The organism is Agrobacterium sp. CNPSo 3708 (assembly GCF_028674915.1).
Taxonomy (GTDB): Bacteria; Pseudomonadota; Alphaproteobacteria; order Rhizobiales; family Rhizobiaceae; genus Agrobacterium; species Agrobacterium cavarae.
In genome coordinates this window covers 160,652-178,687 of sequence record NZ_JAQZSF010000003.1, presented here as the reverse complement: position 1 = coordinate 178,687, position 18,036 = coordinate 160,652, and the positions used below count along the sequence as shown (strand labels likewise).

15 protein-coding genes are annotated in these 18,036 nt (G+C 57.7%); 9 read left to right on the top strand and 6 right to left on the bottom strand.

The window, feature by feature from the left end:
• Window positions 1-262: 262 nt before the first annotated feature.
• Complete coding sequence (locus PVA19_RS08370; protein WP_274101986.1) at window positions 263-1,213, top strand: extensin family protein; 951 nt, start codon at window positions 263-265, stop codon at window positions 1,211-1,213.
• A gap of 68 nt (window positions 1,214-1,281) precedes the next feature.
• Here the strand turns inward: PVA19_RS08370 and PVA19_RS08365 are convergent, their stop codons facing one another.
• Window positions 1,282-3,510, bottom strand: coding sequence for a TonB-dependent hemoglobin/transferrin/lactoferrin family receptor (locus tag PVA19_RS08365; protein ID WP_274101984.1), 2,229 nt, complete (start codon window positions 3,508-3,510; stop codon window positions 1,282-1,284).
• A gap of 364 nt (window positions 3,511-3,874) precedes the next feature.
• Between PVA19_RS08365 and PVA19_RS08360 the strand changes: the two genes are divergently transcribed.
• Together PVA19_RS08360 and PVA19_RS08355 are read left to right on the top strand one after the other, a co-directional pair.
• Window positions 3,875-4,396, top strand: coding sequence for a TIGR00645 family protein (locus PVA19_RS08360; protein ID WP_062426342.1), 522 nt, complete (start codon window positions 3,875-3,877; stop codon window positions 4,394-4,396).
• A gap of 318 nt (window positions 4,397-4,714) precedes the next feature.
• Window positions 4,715-5,389: a helix-turn-helix transcriptional regulator gene (locus tag PVA19_RS08355; RefSeq protein WP_274101981.1), complete on the top strand. Its 675-nt coding sequence runs from the start codon at window positions 4,715-4,717 to the stop codon at window positions 5,387-5,389.
• 156 nt (window positions 5,390-5,545) lie between these two features.
• Here the strand turns inward: PVA19_RS08355 and PVA19_RS08350 are convergent, their stop codons facing one another.
• The 4 genes from PVA19_RS08350 to PVA19_RS08335 form a co-directional block, all read right to left on the bottom strand.
• A complete protein-coding gene (locus PVA19_RS08350; protein WP_274101980.1) occupies window positions 5,546-6,745 on the bottom strand; it encodes a DUF2333 family protein in 1,200 nt (399 codons plus the stop codon).
• Window positions 6,746-6,850: 105 nt separating this feature from the next.
• On the bottom strand, window positions 6,851-7,882 hold the full coding sequence (locus PVA19_RS08345; protein ID WP_274101979.1) for a hypothetical protein: 1,032 nt from the start codon (window positions 7,880-7,882) through the stop codon (window positions 6,851-6,853).
• Between the two features lie 202 nt (window positions 7,883-8,084).
• Window positions 8,085-8,534, bottom strand: coding sequence for a pseudoazurin (locus PVA19_RS08340; protein WP_062426338.1), 450 nt, complete (start codon window positions 8,532-8,534; stop codon window positions 8,085-8,087).
• A gap of 110 nt (window positions 8,535-8,644) precedes the next feature.
• Window positions 8,645-9,226, bottom strand: a complete 582-nt coding sequence (locus PVA19_RS08335; RefSeq protein WP_111850454.1) for a thymidine kinase — start codon at window positions 9,224-9,226, stop codon at window positions 8,645-8,647.
• Window positions 9,227-9,521: 295 nt separating this feature from the next.
• Between PVA19_RS08335 and PVA19_RS08330 the strand changes: the two genes are divergently transcribed.
• The 4 genes from PVA19_RS08330 to PVA19_RS08315 all read left to right on the top strand — a co-directional run bounded on the left by PVA19_RS08330 (window position 9,522) and on the right by PVA19_RS08315 (window position 13,256).
• On the top strand, window positions 9,522-10,481 hold the full coding sequence (locus PVA19_RS08330) for a choline ABC transporter substrate-binding protein (RefSeq protein WP_062426337.1): 960 nt from the start codon (window positions 9,522-9,524) through the stop codon (window positions 10,479-10,481).
• A gap of 93 nt (window positions 10,482-10,574) precedes the next feature.
• Window positions 10,575-11,426 carry a choline ABC transporter permease subunit gene (gene choW / locus PVA19_RS08325; RefSeq protein WP_062426336.1) on the top strand — a complete coding sequence of 284 codons (852 nt, stop codon included), beginning with the start codon at window positions 10,575-10,577 and terminating at the stop codon, window positions 11,424-11,426.
• Window positions 11,423-12,469 (top strand): choline ABC transporter ATP-binding protein, encoded by a 1,047-nt coding sequence (gene choV, locus PVA19_RS08320; RefSeq protein WP_274101977.1) that lies wholly within the window; start codon window positions 11,423-11,425, stop codon window positions 12,467-12,469. Before choW ends, choV begins: the two co-directional genes overlap by 4 nt.
• 469 nt (window positions 12,470-12,938) lie before the next feature.
• A complete protein-coding gene (locus PVA19_RS08315) occupies window positions 12,939-13,256 on the top strand; it encodes an ArsR/SmtB family transcription factor (protein WP_062426334.1) in 318 nt (105 codons plus the stop codon).
• Window positions 13,257-13,532: 276 nt separating this feature from the next.
• Here PVA19_RS08315 and PVA19_RS08310 read toward each other — a convergent pair whose 3' ends face one another.
• Window positions 13,533-14,702: a DUF3095 domain-containing protein gene (locus PVA19_RS08310; protein WP_112521234.1), complete on the bottom strand. Its 1,170-nt coding sequence runs from the start codon at window positions 14,700-14,702 to the stop codon at window positions 13,533-13,535.
• Window positions 14,703-15,005: 303 nt separating this feature from the next.
• Between PVA19_RS08310 and PVA19_RS08305 the strand changes: the two genes are divergently transcribed.
• Entirely contained in the window at window positions 15,006-16,112 is a 1,107-nt protein-coding gene (locus PVA19_RS08305) for a branched-chain amino acid ABC transporter substrate-binding protein (RefSeq protein WP_274101976.1), read from the top strand.
• 162 nt (window positions 16,113-16,274) lie between these two features.
• Window positions 16,275-17,981: an adenine deaminase gene (gene ade / locus PVA19_RS08300; protein ID WP_274101975.1), complete on the top strand. Its 1,707-nt coding sequence runs from the start codon at window positions 16,275-16,277 to the stop codon at window positions 17,979-17,981.
• Window positions 17,982-18,036: the final 55 nt, after the last annotated feature.

Sequence of the window (18,036 nt, the reverse complement as noted above, 5' to 3'; positions counted from 1 at the left end):
TGACCGGCGGCAGAATAACAAAAAAGCCGCCTGAAATTTCGGGCGGCTTGGACGTGTCGTGTGAACATGACTGGTCAAGGCCGCCTCAGCTGCCCCACCACCAGATCGCAATGTTCTTCGATGTTGTGTTCATGGGCGAAATTGTTAGCGGCAATAAACCCGCTTGGCAAGCGGATTTGCGGGCCGTTCCTGAACCGGATCGCCCATTGGCGCGTTCTGGCTTTCGCGCAACCATCTGCGCGACAGGGGGCGACAGACCGACATGCTTCATCGTTTCTTCATTTTGGCAGCAGCATCCTTACTGATTGCCGCATCCGAACCGCCAAAACAGGTACCCGTTCCGGAAGCAAAGCCACAGCAGGAAACGCCGCAACAGGCGACCTCGCCGGAAAAGAACGAGAAGGCTCCCGAGCAGGTCTCGCCACCAGCCGAGAACACGGTGCCTAAGCCGCAGGAAAAACCTCAGACGCCAGCCCCTCAAGACGCGCCCCCGGTCGAAAGCAACAAGCCGCAGGAGAAGAAGTCCGAGGATGGAAAGCCGGAGGCCGACAAAGCCGATCAAGGCAAGCCCGGCGATGCAAAGCCGACCGAGGAAAAGCCCAGCGAAGAGAAGAAAGCCGATGAGCCCGCGCCCGAACCGGTGATGCAAGAGAACCCGGAAGAGCTGAAGGCCTGCCTGTCGCAACTGAAAGAGCTCGGCGCCGAGTTTAAGGAGATCGAGCCGATCAAGGGCGAAGAAGACGGCTGCGGCATCGCTTCACCGCTGGAGGTCTTCGCGGTTCTGCCGGGCATCAAGCTCGAGCCGAAGGGAACGATGCGATGCGAGGCAGCCCTTGCGCTTTCCCGCTGGACAAAGGACGTGGTCATCCCCTCCGCCAAGATCGCCATGCCCGACCGTCAGGTCACGGCCTTTGGCAACGCCTCCACCTATATCTGCCGCAACCGCAACAGCGCGGCGACAGGCAAGATGTCGGAACATGCCAAGGGCAACGCCGTCGACATTGCGACCATGACCTTCGACAAGGGCGAACCCCTGGTGATGAAACCGCGCACCGAAGACGGCACCATGGAAGGCGCCTTCCAACGCACCATCACCACCGCCGCCTGCCTGTTCTTCCGCACCGTCCTGTCGCCTGGAAGCGACGCTACCCATCAGGACCATCTGCATCTGGATGTGCTGGAGCGCAAGGGTGGGTATTTGTATTGCCGGTAAAAACCGCGGCGTAGTTCAGTTGAAACGGTGGCGCTTCCGCGCCACCATATCGATCTAGAAGACCCTGATCAGAACGTTTTGGTCAGAGAGACCTTAAACGACCTTCCCGCCTCTGTGTAGAAATCGACCGGCTGATTGCCGCTGGATTGTGACGTCGGGTTGACCTCGCGGACGGCAACGGCGTTCCAATATTTCTTGTCGAAAATATTGTAGATGCCAGCCTGGATACGAAGGCCGTTCAACTGTTCCGGCTCCCACCAGCCCGTCAGGTTGGCGATGCCGTAGCCCGGCGCATCAAACGTGTTGGGATTGTTATCGTTGGGCATTGGTGCTGAGAAGATGCCGGACAATTCGACGCCCCAAATATCCTGATCATAGCCGACGCCTGCCACCGCCTTGAACGGCGCAACGGATCGTAGATAGGATTTATCAGTGCTGTTTCTTCCATAGGCGTAGGCAATAGAGCCGTTGAGGAAAAGCCCGTTTGCAAACTCCTTGCGGGTTTTTAGCTCGATACCGGAAATCTGCGCCTTATCGACATTGCGCCATGACATGACGAGCGGCGCCTGTGAGACGGTGTAGTCCTCGATGAAGTTCGAGTAGCGGTTATGGAATACGGTGACTTTTCCAGAAAGATCGCCGCTCTCATAATTCGCACCGACTTCGAACCCTTGCCCGGTCTCTGGTTTCAGGTCCGGATTGCCGCGAACCTCGTAGCCGATATTGGGGAAGTAGATGTAATACTCATCGATCGTTGGTGGCCGATATGTCATCGACCATTGCGCGAAAAGCTCGGTTTCAGGCGTGACTTGATATGTCGCCAACACTTTCGGCGAGAGGCGCGTACCGCTTTTCGGTGTCAATGCGCCGTTGTAACCCGCCGTCGTTTGCGGATCGTAATCATACCAATCGAAGCGTACGCCCGGGGTCAAAGCAAAACCGCTATCGCCAAAACCGATCCGATCATCAAGATAGATGCCAAGCTTCTTGCCATCCACATCCGGCATATCTGGCTTGTTGACGGCAGCGCTTGCGGGCAGACCGGCCAGATATTGTTCGGTCTGGAAAAACTGCAGCGTGCCGCCAAAGCGAATTTCGTGGTCGAGAGAGCCGGCATCGAAAAGCGAGATGGCGTTGCCCGTCAGACCATAGGAGTTTTCCTCCACCCTGTTGTGTCTCATGTACCGAGCGGAATCGCTGGTGCGCAGGCCATCCGATCCAGCTTCTTTGGTCAGCTTTTGCCAGAAGATCGTTGCATTGGCCGCGTCGATAACGGAGTCTTCGCTCTCCGCCTCGTAGCTATAATCGAAAGATACGCGGTCGCGGTGGGTGTTTTCCTCACCCCAGCCCTGACCGGGCAGATAGGTCGTAGCAGGACGCCCGCCGGATATGACGACTGTGGGGCTCTGCATTGTTCTCAGGTCGAAATCGGTATCGAGATCATAGCGCTCTGCAGTCACGCCAATGCGATGCCCACCAGCAAGATCCTGACGGACCTTGGCCATGACATTCTTCTGATCGAAATCGGCAGGGTTTGGCGCGGTCCGCTGGAAGCCGTCAATGTCTTGCTTGCCGAGGTTGTCGCGCTCATGACCCTTCTTGTAAGCGCCTTGGAACAACACCGAAGTGTTCTCGATCTTTTTCGCAACCGCCAGCGATCCACCGAGACTCTTGTCGGAGCTGTCATAACCAAGCTTCGCCACGCCGCCCCAGCCCTTTTCTGGGTCTATCAGGTCTTCCGGTTCAAGCGTTCTTAGCACCAGCGCGCCGCCCATGGCACCTGGACCGATGCGGCTCGAATCCGCGCCGCGGACAACATCGACAGTCGAGAGCGCTGCAAAGTCGAACGTGTTTGCGCCGTCACTCAATCCCGTCGTTGGCGATGACGCACCCGCACGCACGAGGTTGCCGAAGGAGGAAACCGGGATTCCGTCCAGCAGCGTGACGATGCGTGGACCACCGAGACCGCGGATGAAAAGCCCGCCTACCTTGCCTGGCTTGCTCTCGGTGAAATCCACCCCAGGCTCCGTCGTATTGCCGAGATCGCGCAGATTGCTGATGTCCTTTTTGCGGATCTCGTCCGCCGTCGTCACGCTCGCGAGCGGCGTATCGGACGCTGCGTTCGCCGCCGGGTTACCCGACGCAACGCGCGCGCCCTTGATGGTAATCCGTTTCAGCACAGTGGGCTCTTGTCCGTCCTGCGGAGACACGGTCTGCGCCTCTGCGCCAACGCTATTGAGCACAAGCGCGAGCGCCGTGCAGACGAACAAAGCGGATTGAGAACCGCGGATAAGCATGATGACCCCCTGATGTCGAACAGCAGGAGGCAAGCGCGACGGTGCGCGCTACAGCCTCAAGGCTCGCTCGACGGATATGTGCTGAAATGTGACGGCTGAGCCGCTGGGGGAGAATTAGAAAACATGATAATGTGAGTCAACATAATAAATATGATTATAACAGTCATCATTTAGCGAGAACCATATTGTTGCAAAATTGTGACGCCGAACGTGCGGCGGCCTCATGTTCGGTCCACCGTAAAACATCCCGTGATAAACAGAATGTGCAGCATGCTATGGTCTTGAAGATCGGTCTTTTCCGCTTAAATCACCGCTTTACGAATACGCACATTATCTCAACGCGAGCCAAGGGCGCCCCGCTGACATGAAATCACTTGAACTCATTATCGAACGAATCATTCTCTCGAGCCGCTGGATCCTCGTCGTCTTCTATTTCGGACTCGTGGCAGCACTGGCCGTCTACGCTTTTTCCTTCGCACTGAAGTTTCTGAAGATCGCCCAGAACGTCTTCGTCTACACGGATGCGGACATGATTCTCGCCATGCTGGCCTTGATTGACGCGGCGCTGGTGGCGAGCCTGATCGTGATGGTGATGATCTCCGGCTATGAGAACTTCGTCAGCCGCTTTGATGAAGCCGACGATGAGGTGTCGTTCCTCGGAAAGCTGGACGCCGGCAGTCTCAAGATCAAGGTCGCCTCCTCAATCGTCGCCATCTCCTCGATCCATTTGTTGCAGATCTTCTTGAACGCCAACCAGTATTCCGACAGCAAGCTGATGTGGTTCACCATCATCCACCTCGCCTTCGTCATCTCTGCCGTGATGTTGGGTTTCCTGGAAAAGCTGATGAACAAACCGAAGCCCGGCAAGGCCGATCTCGATCTTTGATCTCGTCAATCCAAAGCATCTCGCGCAAAAGTATGCAGCAGTTTTGCGCGACATGCGGCACGCTTTGACAGGCACAAGGCGAGAGGCCCCGTCGCGGAGCAAACCCCGCGACTTTGAAAGTCGTGAGCTCAATCGCTCCAATAATCAAGATATTCAAACGATTAGAAAAACGCCGTACTAACCAAAGTTGGGACTATTGGAAATTAGGGGTGGAAATTTGTTGCCGTTCGTATATTTCTTGATGTTAACATATAAACCTTATCGAATGTAATCACCATGACAACACTGGAACGGCAGTCTGTATTCAGTCAGGAGATAGTGGCCTCCCAAAGTCGTCCTGAGTGGCTACAGACCGTCTCCCGTCTTACCAAAACATTCGGCTTCACCCACACCACGCTGATGAAGGTGCCGACCCAGGGCGACGACCTTCTGGCTCCCGTGGTGCTTGAAACGACTGTCCCGGTTAACTTCATTCGTAGCGTCGATCAGCATCGCAAACTGCCGGATTGCCCTATCCTGGCAAAAATTGCCAACTCATCGATGCCGCAATATTGGTGCTTCGAAGACGACATTCCCGTGCCGCCCTATAGCGCGGAGTTGAAGAATTTGATGGTGCAATACGGGCTCGTCAGTGGCGTGATCACGCCCATCAACTGTCTTAACGGCCGTCGATACGTTCTGCGTTTCGAAGGAGATTCGCCAAAGCCCAGTCAAAATGTGCTCAATGAGCTTGGCATTGTCGCCATCCATGCCTTCGACGTTTACGATCGTATTCGCAAGGCGGAACTGGTGGCGCCGAAAACGCTGACGAAGCGCGAGATCGAAGTGATCCGTTGGACATCTCACGGAAAGACATCCTCCGAGATCGGACAGATCCTTTCGCTGTCCGACCACACGATCAACGCCTATTTGAACAATGCGATCAAAAAGCTGGATTGCGTCAACCGGACCCAGCTCGTCGCCAAGGCGATCCGTCTGAAAGTGATCAGCTGATCATGATCGAAGCACCGCGCGATGTCGCGGCTCGCTCCTGACGCTTTACGTCTCCGCTTGACGGAGCGTGCCAGCCGCACAACCACTCAGTAATTTTAGGGCCAGCCGGCTCAAGCGCTCCGCTATCCAGTCGGAGCGCTGGCTAAGCTCCTGCGCTTAGCGGTCCAGCACGGAACGCAACTCCACAAGGTTGGAGCGCACGCGCAGCACATAGAAGCCCATGGTCGCCAGATGCGATGGCATGATCCACCCGCTTTCATCCCCATTGGAGATGATGAAGGGCTGAATGCGAAGGGCTGCCCGCGTCTGCGCCAATGTATCGTTCCACAAGCTGGTCACATTGCGCTCGCGAATGACCTGCTGGAAGTCCGCACCAGCGGCTGAGAGAATGCCGTAATAGCCGTAAAGCTGACCATACGCGAACCAGAAGCGATCGTCGGCACGCGTATCGAACCAGCCGCCATTATAATTTTCGGAACGCTCGCGAAGGATTGCGGAGGTACCGCCAATATCGTTGGCGATGCGATCGATGAACTGGATGAGGTTGTCCGCACGCGTATCGAAGACAGAGGCGCATTGAGCAAGACTGGTGTTGAACTTGCGCAGGCTGTCTGCGGCCGAACGGTAGTAGCTTGGCGTCGGCGTCTTCGGGCCAAAGGGGCTCAGACCGAAATACCAGGAATACTCGTCATATTGCAGATTGCCACGGGCATTCTGCAGGTCGTTGTTGATGCCGGACGTGCCGCGCACACGACCGAGCGTATCGACAAGCTCCACCGCGGTACGGCGAACGGCCTGGTTCACGCCGCGCTGGAAGGAGGCCTTGTTGTCCAGAAACGGCGTACTGTCCCAATCGACGCCGAAGAGGCCGAGCTTGTAGAGCAGCATGGAGGAAATCCAGGCATTCTGATCGACATTGAAGTCGATAAGCCCTGCTGCAACATCGACGGTGGCGGATGGCTGGCAACTGCGGGCAGCCTGAGCTGCGGCAACTGCGGCCGGCGCGGTTGCGGCTCCCTCAGTCGCGGGCGGCGCCTCTGTTTGCGCCTGAGGCACTGTCGCAGGCGTGGCAGGCAGTTCCTGCCCTGCTCCGACCGTGCGGGTCGAAAGCTTGTAGTCGTTGACGTAATCCGGGTTGAAGTTCGTCCAGACCTGCGTTTGCCAGATGAAGTAGCCATAGAGACCGAAGATGAGCACGAGGCCAACAGCAAGCGGTGCCTGTACCATCCATGCCAGCGGGCCGGCAGATCCTTGCCGCGCGCGGAACGGCCAGATCAGCGCGGCGCCAAGAACCGACAGGCCTCGTCCAAGCGCGCTGAAAACACGTCTGAAGAACGCCGAAACGGAATCAAGCATACTCACCTCTCTCGATTGTCAGTCAACGGCCCACTCCTCTGCGAGTACAGCTTCGTTCTCAGATAGGTGCGCGCGCGATGGATACAACGCAGCAAAGGTATCTTTTTACCGCGCAGCACCCTCAATCGCCACGATACGGGATCGTTCTATTCTGTAGCGACGGACAAAGGCCTCGCTGACAGGGGCCTTGCGCTTGTCGATATGATCGAGCGTGATGGCGTTGTGCGCGTGGATCCTGAGAAGATCGAGAAGATGGGGATGTGGCGACGCGTCTTTTTCAATGTCCCGCATCAGCCCGTCAAGCGTCATGGTCACGGCGCCGTAGAGTTGGATGGCGCGCTCCATCGCGAGCGACAGCATGTTGTAGAGCATGGCATGTGCCGAGAGCCGCTGGGTCGCGCTTTGCGACAGCGATTCCTGCAGCTGGATCTGGTCTTCCAGACGCTGGTGGCGGGTTCTCAAAACATGATAGGATTTTTCCTGCTCTTCCAGTTCAAGCGACAGGCTTTCCCGTTCGGCTTCCAGTGAAGCGCGGCGCTTGTCATCCGTCACACTGCCAAGCTTCCATTGCACCGTTGCGAGCGACGCGTTGATCTCCTTCAGCCGCTGACGCCCAGCCTCGATCTCGGCTGCCGACTGGCGGCGCTTTTCCATCATCGCAAGCAACGGCGCTTCGCATCTCTCGTAAAGCTCCGAAGCGGCAGCTTTCTCGTTCGTCAGAAGCACGGCAACATCATCCGAAAGAAACAGCAGCCGCTTCACGGTCCCGGCGATCGCAAACGTCTTCACCCGTTCGGCCTGAAGCTTCGTCGCCCTGTTGCGCGAGAAGAAGGCGACGAAATTCTCGTAGCGCGTCCGTTCGCTGGCGGCGTCAAAACGCTCGAAACATTTTTCGATCTCGCCGGAAAGGTAGAGCGTGAGATTGGCGAGAGTCTTCTCAACCTCATCATAGCGTGCAAGGAGGGAATCGAGCGCTTGGCGCTCGCGCTCATGACTGACCTGCGCCTTCTCATCCGCGTCATCTGCGCCAAGAAGTGTCGAGAACTGTTGGAGCAGGCTTACCTCGGCAGCGCGCGTGTCGCTGATTGCCGCCTTGGCCTTTTCAATCTCGCTCTCAAGGGGCGGCGTCTTCGCCATGGCAGGTTCTCTCTCTCCCGAATCGAGTGGGCACTAAAGCATGTCGCGCAAAACTGTGCAGCGGTTTTGCGATAACGACATGCGACAAAACAAGAGCCGACGCGGGGAGGAAATCCGAAAGATCGCGACACGCATAAGGCCGCTCGTTTCATATATCCACGAACGGCCTCATCTCAATGCAAGAGCTTGCAGGAAGGGACGCTTACAGATTGAGCTTTGCCAGTTCCGCATCCAGTCTCTCACGCGCCTTCTTCGGCATCTTGCCGGCCTTCACCGCATCAAGGTTTGCAGGCTGATCGCCAACGACCACAAGCGCCACCATGCCCATGCCGAAATGCGGGGTGCATTTGAAGACGTAAGCGCCTTGCCTGTCGACCGTCACCTTCAGCGTCTCGTTCATCTTGCCCTTGGCTTCCGCCACACCCTCCGGCACCAGTTCCTTGATCGAAGCGGCATCGTGACCCTTATCGACCGGAACGAAGGTGATGACGTCGCCCACATTTGCTTTCACGGCTGCGGGCTCGAACACCATCGCCTGCCCATCTGCGCCCTTGTTCAGCATCTTGATCTCGATTTCGGCGGCAGCGGCCGGAAAGGTGAAGAAGCCGGCAATGGCGGCGGCTGTAAGAAGACGAAGAACGTGACTTTGCATTGCGCTTACTCCTGAAGTGGAACCGCCGGATGCGGTCTTTCCACGCCAGGTCCTACTCCCCCACGCACCATCCTTCTTTGACCAAAATCAAACGGAGCAGAACGCGCGGCTCAGGTGTCTTGAACGGCCTCCACCCAGTGGCGCCGGCAGAAGGACACGTATTTCTCATTGCCCCCCACATCGATCTGCGCGCCCTCCTTCACCACCTTGCCGCTTTCATCGAAGCGCGCCACCATCGTTGCCTTGCGGCCGCAATGGCAGATGGTGCGGATTTCCCGAAGTTCGTCGGCAATCGCAAGAAGCTCCTTGGAAGCGGGAAAAAGCTTGCCCTGAAAATCCGTCCGCAGACCATAGGTCATCACCGGAATGTTCAGCCTGTCGGCAATCATGGCGAGCTGCCAGACATGGTGTTCGGAGAGAAAATTCGCCTCGTCGATGAAGACGCAGGCGACCGGCTCCTCGCCATGCAGGCGCGCCACCTCGGCAAAAATATCCGTGCTGTCTTCAAAGATCATCGCATCCGACGACAGGCCGATGCGCGAGGCCACCTTTCCCACACCGGCCCGGTTGTCGAAGGCGGCGGTGAAGATCAGGGTACGCATTCCGCGCTCCTGATAATTGTAGGACGCCTGCAGGAGCATGGTGGATTTTCCGGCATTCATTGCGGAGTAATTGAAATAGAGCTTGGCCATCATGCCCTCTAAAGTCTGTCAGGGATAAGTGGAAAACCGGTTATCCCGAAAAGACAAACGACAACAAAAGAATCAGGTTTCAGGCTCTTTTGCCCCGCAGGACCCGCAGAAGGAAGGGTGTCCGAACGAAAGTCACAGCTTTAGGGTCAAAACCCGATTCGAATAGGAGTTCTGTTCGTCGCGGCTGATAGTGTACAATGTCGCAAACAACACCGCCGCTCACGCAAATGCGCATGAGTTGATTGTGATTGGCGGATATTGATAATGATAAAGGAACAAAAAAAGGGAGTAAGCAATGCTTGCACATCAACGTCGCTGTCTGGCTCTTGCCGCGGCAATTTCTGCAATCGCGGTCTTTTCCACCAGCGCCCAGGCTGCCGAACCGGCAAGCTGCGGAACCGTCCGCTTCTCCGATGTCGGCTGGACCGATATCACCGCGACGACCGCCACAGCGTCCGTCATTCTGAAAAGCCTCGGCTACGACACCGACGTGAAAATCCTCTCCGTTCCGGTGACCTATACGTCGTTGAAAAACAAGGACATCGACGTCTTCCTCGGCAACTGGATGCCGACGATGGAAGGCGATATCAAACCTTACCGCGAAGACAAGTCGGTCGAGACGGTGCGCGAAAACCTGACGGGTGCAAAATATACGCTTGCCACCAATGCCAAAGGTGCCGAACTCGGCATCAAGGACTTTAAGGATATTGCAGCCCACAGCGACCAGCTTGGCGGCAAGATTTACGGCATCGAGCCTGGCAATGACGGCAACCGCCTGATTCTCGGCATGGTCGAAAAGGACACCTTCGGCCTGAAGGACTTCCAGGTGGTGGAATCCTCCGAACAGGGCATGCTGGCGCAGGTGGCGCGTGCCGATAAGGCTGGCGAGCCCATCGTGTTTCTCGGTTGGGAACCCCACCCGATGAACTCCAATTTCAAGCTGACCTATCTGACAGGCGGCGACGACGTCTTCGGTCCGAACCTTGGCGGCGCAACAATCTACACGAACGTGCGCAAAGGCTATCTGGACGAATGCCCGAATGTCGGCACCTTCATCAAGAACCTGCAATTCTCGCTTCCCATGGAAAACGAGATCATGGGCAAAATCTTGAATGACGGCATGGAAGGCGAAGCCGCAGCCACCGCATGGCTGAAGGCGAACCCGAGCGCCATCGAGCCATGGCTCGCGGGCGTCAAGACCAAGGACGGCAGCGGCGACGCGCTGGCTGCAGCCAAGAAGAATATCGGCCTGTAAAGGCCGGTTACCCGCCTGCTACGCCCGGCTTCCGACCTTTCAAGCGTCGGAAGCCGAACAGATGAACCCGTTCACGAAAGGCATAATCTTACCGTGGAATGGCTCAGTGCACCCCAAAATCGTTTACCGGTCGGTCGTTACGCCAAAGAGGCAGTCGACTGGCTGACCACAAATCTTTCTTTCTTTTTTGATTGGTTAGCCTTTATTTTCGGAAGCGTTATCGACGCTATCCTCTACCTGCTACAGGCGCCCCACCCTCTTATCATCGTGGCGCTTTTGACCGCGCTCTCCGCCTGGATGCGACGCTCCATCGGAATGCCGCTCTTCACAGCCCTTGGCCTGCTTCTCATCATCAATCTCGGATATTGGAAAGCGACCACCGAAACGCTGGCGCTCGTGATCGCGGCAAGCTCCGTCTGTATGCTGATCGGCGTCCCGCTCGGCATTCTCGCGGCACGGCGCAAATGGGTCTACAGCTTCATGCGTCCCGTTCTGGATTTGATGCAGACGATCCCGACCTTCGTCTATCTGATCCCGGCACTGGTGCTCTTCGGTCTCGGCATGGTACCGGGCCTGATCGCAACAGTGATCTTCTCCGTCCCCGCTCCCATCCGTCTCACTCGACTTGGCATCATTTCCACGCCGCCGGCGCTGGTGGAAGCCGCCGTCGCCTTCGGCGCCACGCCCTCCCAGGTGCTGCGCAAGGTAGAACTGCCCTTTGCCATGCCGCAGATCATGGCGGGACTGACACAGACCATCATGCTATCGCTTTCCATGGTGGTGATCTCCGCACTTGTCGGCGCGAACGGCCTCGGCGTGCCGGTGGTTCGCGCGCTGAATACGGTCAACATCGCCATGGGCTTTGAAGCGGGTCTTTGCATCGTCATCGTGGCGATCATTCTTGACCGGCTCTTTCGCCTGCCAGGCTCGGAGGATGAAGTATGAGTGACGCGATCATCTTCGGAAACGTCGATATCGTCTTCGGCGACAATCCTCATCTTGCGCTTCCGCTGATCGATGCGGAGCGGACCCGCAGCGAAATCAACAAAGAGACCGGTCTGGTGCTTGGCGTTGCCAATGCCTCGCTCTCGGTCAAGGAAGGCGAAATCCTCGTCCTCATGGGGCTGTCGGGCTCCGGCAAATCCACGCTGCTGCGCGCCGTCAACCGCCTTGCCCCGGTGGTGCGCGGCAGTGTCAGCGTCAAGACCGATACGGGCTATGTCGATCCCTATCGGGCATCGTCCAAGGTGCTGCGCGACCTTCGCTCCCGCACCGTCTCCATGGTCTTTCAGCAGTTCGGACTCCTGCCCTGGCGCAATGTTGCCGATAATGTCGGCTTCGGGCTGGAGCTTTCCGGCGTGCCGGAGGCCGAGCGCAAGAAGCGTGTTGCCGAACAGCTCGAACTCGTCAATCTCTCCGACTGGGCCGAGCGCAAGGTGGGCGAGCTTTCCGGCGGCATGCAGCAGCGTGTGGGTCTTGCCCGCGCTTTTGCGACCGGCGCGCCGATCCTTTTGATGGACGAGCCGTTCTCAGCCCTCGACCCGCTGATCCGCAGCCGACTTCAGGAAGAGCTGCTGGAGTTTCAAAGCAGGCTGAAGAAAACGATCCTCTTCGTCAGCCACGATCTGGACGAGGCCTTCCGCATCGGCAATCGCATCGCCATGATGGAGGGTGGACGCATCATCCAGTGCGGCACGCCGCAGGAGATCGTGCGTAACCCCGCCACCCAGTATGTTGCGGATTTCGTGCAGAACATGAACCCGATTTCCATGCTGACCGCCGCCGACGTGATGCGGCGCGGCGTGGCAGTCGATAACGGCAACAGCCCGGTCGTGGCCACGGCTCGCCCTTCCCTGCCCTTGATCGACATTCTCGATGCCATGGCAAGACAGCCCGGTACGATCGGCGTCGTCGAACAGGGAGCGGTCATTGGCACCATCACCTCGGAAGACATCGTCCGAGGACTGACGCGTCACCGCAACGTCTAGATTCTGCCTGGCTGGAGGAGAACCAGCCGAGGGCGGTCTGATTCCAAAGAACGGGATCTTTTCAATACCACAGCATCCGAAGCAGCGTAGGCCCGACAGGCCTGCGCTGCTTTCTTTTCCTCACCCCGCAACGCACGCACTACTAGATTTGGGACATGCCGAGATTTGAGATCAAAATATGACAGCAGCAGTCAAAATTACGAAGAATAAAAAAATATTATTTTTGACCGAATTTGACATTAATCATTTCTTCGTTTGCGTTACTTACGATTTTTAGAAGAAAATAATACCCCGAAACAGCCTAGCGGCATAATGAGTATCTAAATTACGACACTTCTAATAAAGCGTGGCCTTTACCTTAGATTTAGGTATATACAGTCTCGCGACCATGTTGGTAAAACTTGACGCATGGGGCAATTCGTTGCCGGACAAGAAAGCCTAGGGGCGGCTTCGAATTAGGAGACTGGAAATGACAGAGCAGACCTTATCAGAACAGGCTAATGCAGCGGCAGGGCTTCTGTCGGCAATGGCTAACCCCAAAAGGCTGATGATTCTTTGCAGCTTGGTCGAGGGTGAAGTTCCGGTCGGCGTTCTGGCTACCCAGGTTGGCCTCAGCCAATCGGCTTTGTCTCAGCATCTCTCCAAGCTTCGTGCACAACGCCTCGTCAAGACGCGCCGCGATGCACAGACGATCTACTATTCCAGCACGTCGGACTCGGTGAAGAAGATCCTGGCATCGCTTGAAGAGATCTACTGCGCGCAGAACGACAGCAAGTCCGCGGCCTGATCGACAGCATCGGCCCGAACATCGGGCTCGATCTTCGCAAAGCACGATCAAAAAGGTAAAGCGTTCTTTGTGCGCCCAATAGGCCGCGCGGCGCTTTGAAGCATGGTCCAAGCAAACTGTTCAGCGGTTTTGCGATACCGACCCGCGACAAAACCAAAACCTAAAGCGCAAGGAGCGAATCTGAAAGATCTCGACGCGCTTTAGAAGCCCGAAAACGGGGTGCGCGCCGCTCCAGACGAGTCTTTAGTGCTCAAGCCACGCAGGCACCTCAACCGTTCAGACTGATGACGCCGAACGCTCTTTCAGCATCTGCGCCGCACGTGCATAGCCACCGGCAGCCCCATCGACAAAATGCATGTGATCGCGTGACAGTGGTGACGGAACGACGCAGGTCATCAGGGCCGCATCCTGCTCATGCAATCCATAAAAGCAGACACCGTCACGCTCCGCACCTTCCAGCCGTGCCTTGATGCGGGAAAGCCGGTCTGCATCCACATCGATCGTCATCTTCAGCCCGTCGTCGAACTTACGAAAGTCCGTATTGCTCGCGACAGTCGTCTTGTACTGAACAGGGTCGAAGCGCCCCACCGGCTTTCGCAACCAGTAGAGCACCGTGATCAGAACGGTCTGGAACGCCACCCAACAGCCTTTGCGAAACTGCGACACACGATCACCGAGACCGGACAGCGCTTTGGCCTCCATCACCAGCCCCTCACGAATGAAACCGAGTGCCGGCCCCTCGACAGGCACGGGGTGGCCTTCGCGACCATCCTCATTCGCAAGTGTGACGATATCGGCAACCAGCCGACGGAAGGCCGCCATGTCTCCGCCCGGACGTGGGGTGGCGATGATCGACACCACCGCACCATAGCGCGCCTGTATGGGATTCCATCGGCACGACAGGCCGGAAAGATCAGGCCTGTCGCCTGCCTCCGCCTCGTCGACAAGATAATGCCCGCCCTTCATCTGCATGTCGGCCCAGTTGTTGCCGCCACCGGAGAACATCGCATAGGACACGTCATCGCTCGCCTGAAACCGCGCCACGCGCACATCCAGCCCATTGGCCCTGATCTCCGTCAATGGCACGAGTGCTGCACGCAGCGTCAGGCCAAGATCCTCGCTCACCCACCGCCGGACTTTTGACAACGCCGCGCGCGATGCTTCGATCGCCTGCGGCGGCACGGCGACAGCCGCACCGTCGCCGCCGAAAACAAAGGGCAGATCATGGCGGTCCAAGGCGTTGAGGATGCCGGAGATGACGCCAGCACCCGCCATATTGACGGACTTGTACCGGCCTTGCGCAATGGCATCGGTGGAATCGACAATATCGGCAAGCGCCAGCGCCCAGCCATCGGGAAGCGGACGATAGAGTTCCGGCTCCGCGACATCTTCGAAATGTCGAAAGACAGGCAGGTGGGACAGAAATTCTTCATCGGACGATAGCATCGTCATAATATCCTCCCCGCCAGATGGAAAAGCCAGTCTTTATCGCGCTGTCATAGACCAAACCTCGCCTCTCTACTGTGGCGGCGATCACATAGCTTTTACAAGGGCTTTTACGTCCACGCGCCGCTTCCAGATCAAACACGACTTGCTAAATCGCCACCGCCTTGTCACAAAGCAAGACTGGGGTACGGAATTCAAATGTGAAACGGCACTCCTTTGCCTGACGAACGGCGCCTCGTATCAGCGAGCACGTTGCCGGTATCGGGCCGAATCGGGCGATGCGCCCAACCCAAGGAGAAATGAATGAAAATCAAGATTTTGACCGGCCTGGCGCTTGCCGCCTCCGTGGCCTTTGCACCCGCAGCGCATGCCGAGATCGTCATCGGTCTCGTGGCGCCGCTCACAGGTCCGGTTGCCGCTTACGGCGACCAGGTGAAGAACGGCGCGCAGACTGCCGTCGATGTCATCAACAAGAATGGCGGCATTCTCGGCGAGAAGATCGTGCTGAAGCTTGCCGATGATGCCGGCGAACCCAAGCAGGGCGTTTCCGCCGCCAACCAGCTGGTTGCAGACGGCATCAAATTTGTCGTCGGCCCAGTCACGTCCGGCGTTGCCATTCCGGCCTCCGACGTGTTCGCTGAAAACGGCGTCGTTATGGTCACACCCACAGCAACGGCACCGGACCTCACCAATCGCGGCCTAACAAACATCTTCCGCACCTGCGGTCGTGACGACCAGCAGGCAGAAGTGGCTGCGAAGTTCGTTCTGGCGCAGCTGAAGGACCGTCAGATCGCCATCATTCACGACAAGGGCGCTTACGGTAAGGGCCTTGCCGACGCCTTCAAGAAGACCTTGAATGCCGGCGGCGTGACGGAAGTCATGTATGACGCGCTGACACCGGGCGAAAAGGATCTGAGCGCGCTCACCGCCCGTCTCAAGTCCGAGGGCGTGGACGTCGTCTATTTCGGCGGTTACCATCCGGAAGCCGGTCTTCTGGTGCGCCAGTTGCACGACATCGGCGCGAAGGCAACCGTGATCGCCGGTGACGGCCTTTCCAACTCCGAATTCGCCAATATCGGCGGCACCGCGGCAGATGGCACCATCTTCACCAATGCTTCCGACGCAACGAAGAGCGCGGACTCCAAGGCCGCCGCTGACGCGTTGAAGGCCGCCAACATTCCGGCCGAAGCCTTCACCCTGAATGCCTATGCCGCCGTGGAAGTTCTCAAAGCCGGTATCGAAAAGGCTGGCTCTGCCGAGGATTCCGAAGCGGTTGCTGCAGCGCTGAAGGGCGGCGAGCCGATCCCGACAGCCATCGGCAAGCTGACCTATGGCGAAACAGGCGACCTGACCTCGCAGGCCTTCTCGCTCTACAAGTGGCAGGGCGGCAAGATCGTTTCGGCCGAATAAGGTGCCGCCTCTCCTCCGCGGATTAAGCGCGAGGATGGTGACCGCAACCGAAAGACAAGCTGATCGGACCGGGCGCGCTCAACGCGCCCGGTTTTCTTTTTGCATGAAAAGCGCTTTCCAGGCTTAATTGTCGCAAAGCACAGAATCGAAATGAGGTGACGCGTGGTATCGAAACTCGAACGCAAGATCGACCAGGGAACCGGACGTAAGAAGGCGGATATCGTTCTGAAGGGCGGACGCTTCTTCGATCTGGTCACCGGTGAACTCGTCGCGTCCGATATTGCGATCTGCGGCGATACGATCGTCGGCACCTGCGAGACCTATCACGGCGTCGAGGAGATCGACATCTCCGGCCAGATCGTCGTGCCGGGCTTCATCGACACCCATCTTCACATCGAATCTTCGCTGGTCACACCGCACGAATTCGACCGCTGTGTTCTGCCCTATGGTGTGACGACCGTGATCTGCGATCCGCATGAAATCGCCAATGTGCTCGGCGCGGAGGGTATCCAGTTCTTCCTGGATTCCTCGCTCGAGACCATCATGGATATCCGCGTGCAGCTTTCCTCCTGCGTGCCCGCCACCCATCTGGAAACCGCTGGCGCGGATCTGCCGATCGAAAAGCTCCTGCCCTTCCGCGATCATCCACAGGTCATCGGCCTTGCGGAATTCATGAATTTCCCCGGCGTGATCCATAAGGATCCGATCTGCATGGCGAAACTCGAGGCGTTTCAGGGACAGCATATCGACGGCCACGCGCCGCTTCTGTCCGGCACCGGGCTCAACGGCTATCTGTCGACCGGCATCCGCACCGAGCATGAATGCACCAGCGCCAAGGAAGCGCTCGAAAAGATCCGCAAGGGCGTGCATATTCTGGTCCGTGAAGGGTCGGTATCGAAAGACCTGCACGCGCTGATGCCGATCATCACCGAGCGCCTGTCGCCCTATCTGGCGCTCTGCACCGACGACCGCAATCCCCTCGATATCGCCGAACAGGGTCATCTGGACTACATGATCCGCACCGCCATCGCCAATGGCGTTCAGCCGCTGGCCGTCTACCGCGCCGCATCGATTTCGGCAGCCAAAGCCTTCGGCTTGCGCGATCGTGGCCTCGTCGCGCCAGGCTGGCGAGCCGATTTGGTGGTGATCGATACGCTGCAGAACTGCAAGGCCTCCATGGTCTTCTCCGCCGGCAGACGCGTCACGGACGCGCTTTTCGCCACCCGCAAATCGGTTGCTCCGGTCGGCCTCGACAGCGTCAAGGCAAGGCGGGTGCTCGCCGCCCATTTTGGCGTGCCGGTAACGGAAGGCAAAACGTCCGTTCTCGGCGTATTGCCGGGCAAAATCATCACCGAACATCGCCGCTACAAGCTACCGAGCGACGGCAACCAGACGAGCGTCGATCTCGACAACGACATCATCAAGGTGGCCGTCATCGAGCGGCACGGCAAGAACGGCAATCACGCCAACGGCTTCGTTCAGGGCTTCGGCCTTAAGAAAGGCGCCATCGCCTCCACCGTCGGCCATGACAGCCACAATATCTGCGTCGTGGGCGTCAGCGAAGATGACATGGCGCTCGCTGCCAATCGTCTCGGAGAGATCAAGGGCGGCTTCGTCGTGGCGGAAAACGGAAAGATCACCGGTGAAATCGCCCTTCCCGTTGCCGGTCTGATGAGCCTGGAGCCCTATGAGACCGTACGCGACACGCTGCACACCCTGCGACAGGCAGCCTATGCGCTGGGCACGACACTGGAAGAACCCTTCCTTCAGGTGGCGTTCCTGCCTCTTCCCGTCATACCTCACCTGAAGATTTCCGATAAGGGCCTGGTGGATGTCGATCTTTTCAAGCTCATCACGGCTGAAGGATGAACACGTGCCTGCTCGCGGAGACAATCATAAGTAAATAGTCTAATTCTATTTCCCG

Coding starts and splice junctions, on each gene's coding strand:
- PVA19_RS08345 (WP_274101979.1), bottom strand. CDS start 7,882: ATGGCGAAGACGCCGCCCCTTGAGAGCGAGATTGAAAAGGCCAAGGCG.
- PVA19_RS08350 (WP_274101980.1), bottom strand. CDS start 6,745: ATGCTTGATTCCGTTTCGGCGTTCTTCAGACGTGTTTTCAGCGCGCTT.
- PVA19_RS08335 (WP_111850454.1), bottom strand. CDS start 9,226: ATGGCCAAGCTCTATTTCAATTACTCCGCAATGAATGCCGGAAAATCC.
- choV (WP_274101977.1), top strand. CDS start 11,423: ATGAGTGACGCGATCATCTTCGGAAACGTCGATATCGTCTTCGGCGAC.
- PVA19_RS08305 (WP_274101976.1), top strand. CDS start 15,006: ATGAAAATCAAGATTTTGACCGGCCTGGCGCTTGCCGCCTCCGTGGCC.
- PVA19_RS08315 (WP_062426334.1), top strand. CDS start 12,939: ATGACAGAGCAGACCTTATCAGAACAGGCTAATGCAGCGGCAGGGCTT.
- PVA19_RS08360 (WP_062426342.1), top strand. CDS start 3,875: ATGAAATCACTTGAACTCATTATCGAACGAATCATTCTCTCGAGCCGC.
- PVA19_RS08330 (WP_062426337.1), top strand. CDS start 9,522: ATGCTTGCACATCAACGTCGCTGTCTGGCTCTTGCCGCGGCAATTTCT.
- PVA19_RS08340 (WP_062426338.1), bottom strand. CDS start 8,534: ATGCAAAGTCACGTTCTTCGTCTTCTTACAGCCGCCGCCATTGCCGGC.
- PVA19_RS08370 (WP_274101986.1), top strand. CDS start 263: ATGCTTCATCGTTTCTTCATTTTGGCAGCAGCATCCTTACTGATTGCC.
- PVA19_RS08310 (WP_112521234.1), bottom strand. CDS start 14,702: ATGCTATCGTCCGATGAAGAATTTCTGTCCCACCTGCCTGTCTTTCGA.
- PVA19_RS08365 (WP_274101984.1), bottom strand. CDS start 3,510: ATGCTTATCCGCGGTTCTCAATCCGCTTTGTTCGTCTGCACGGCGCTC.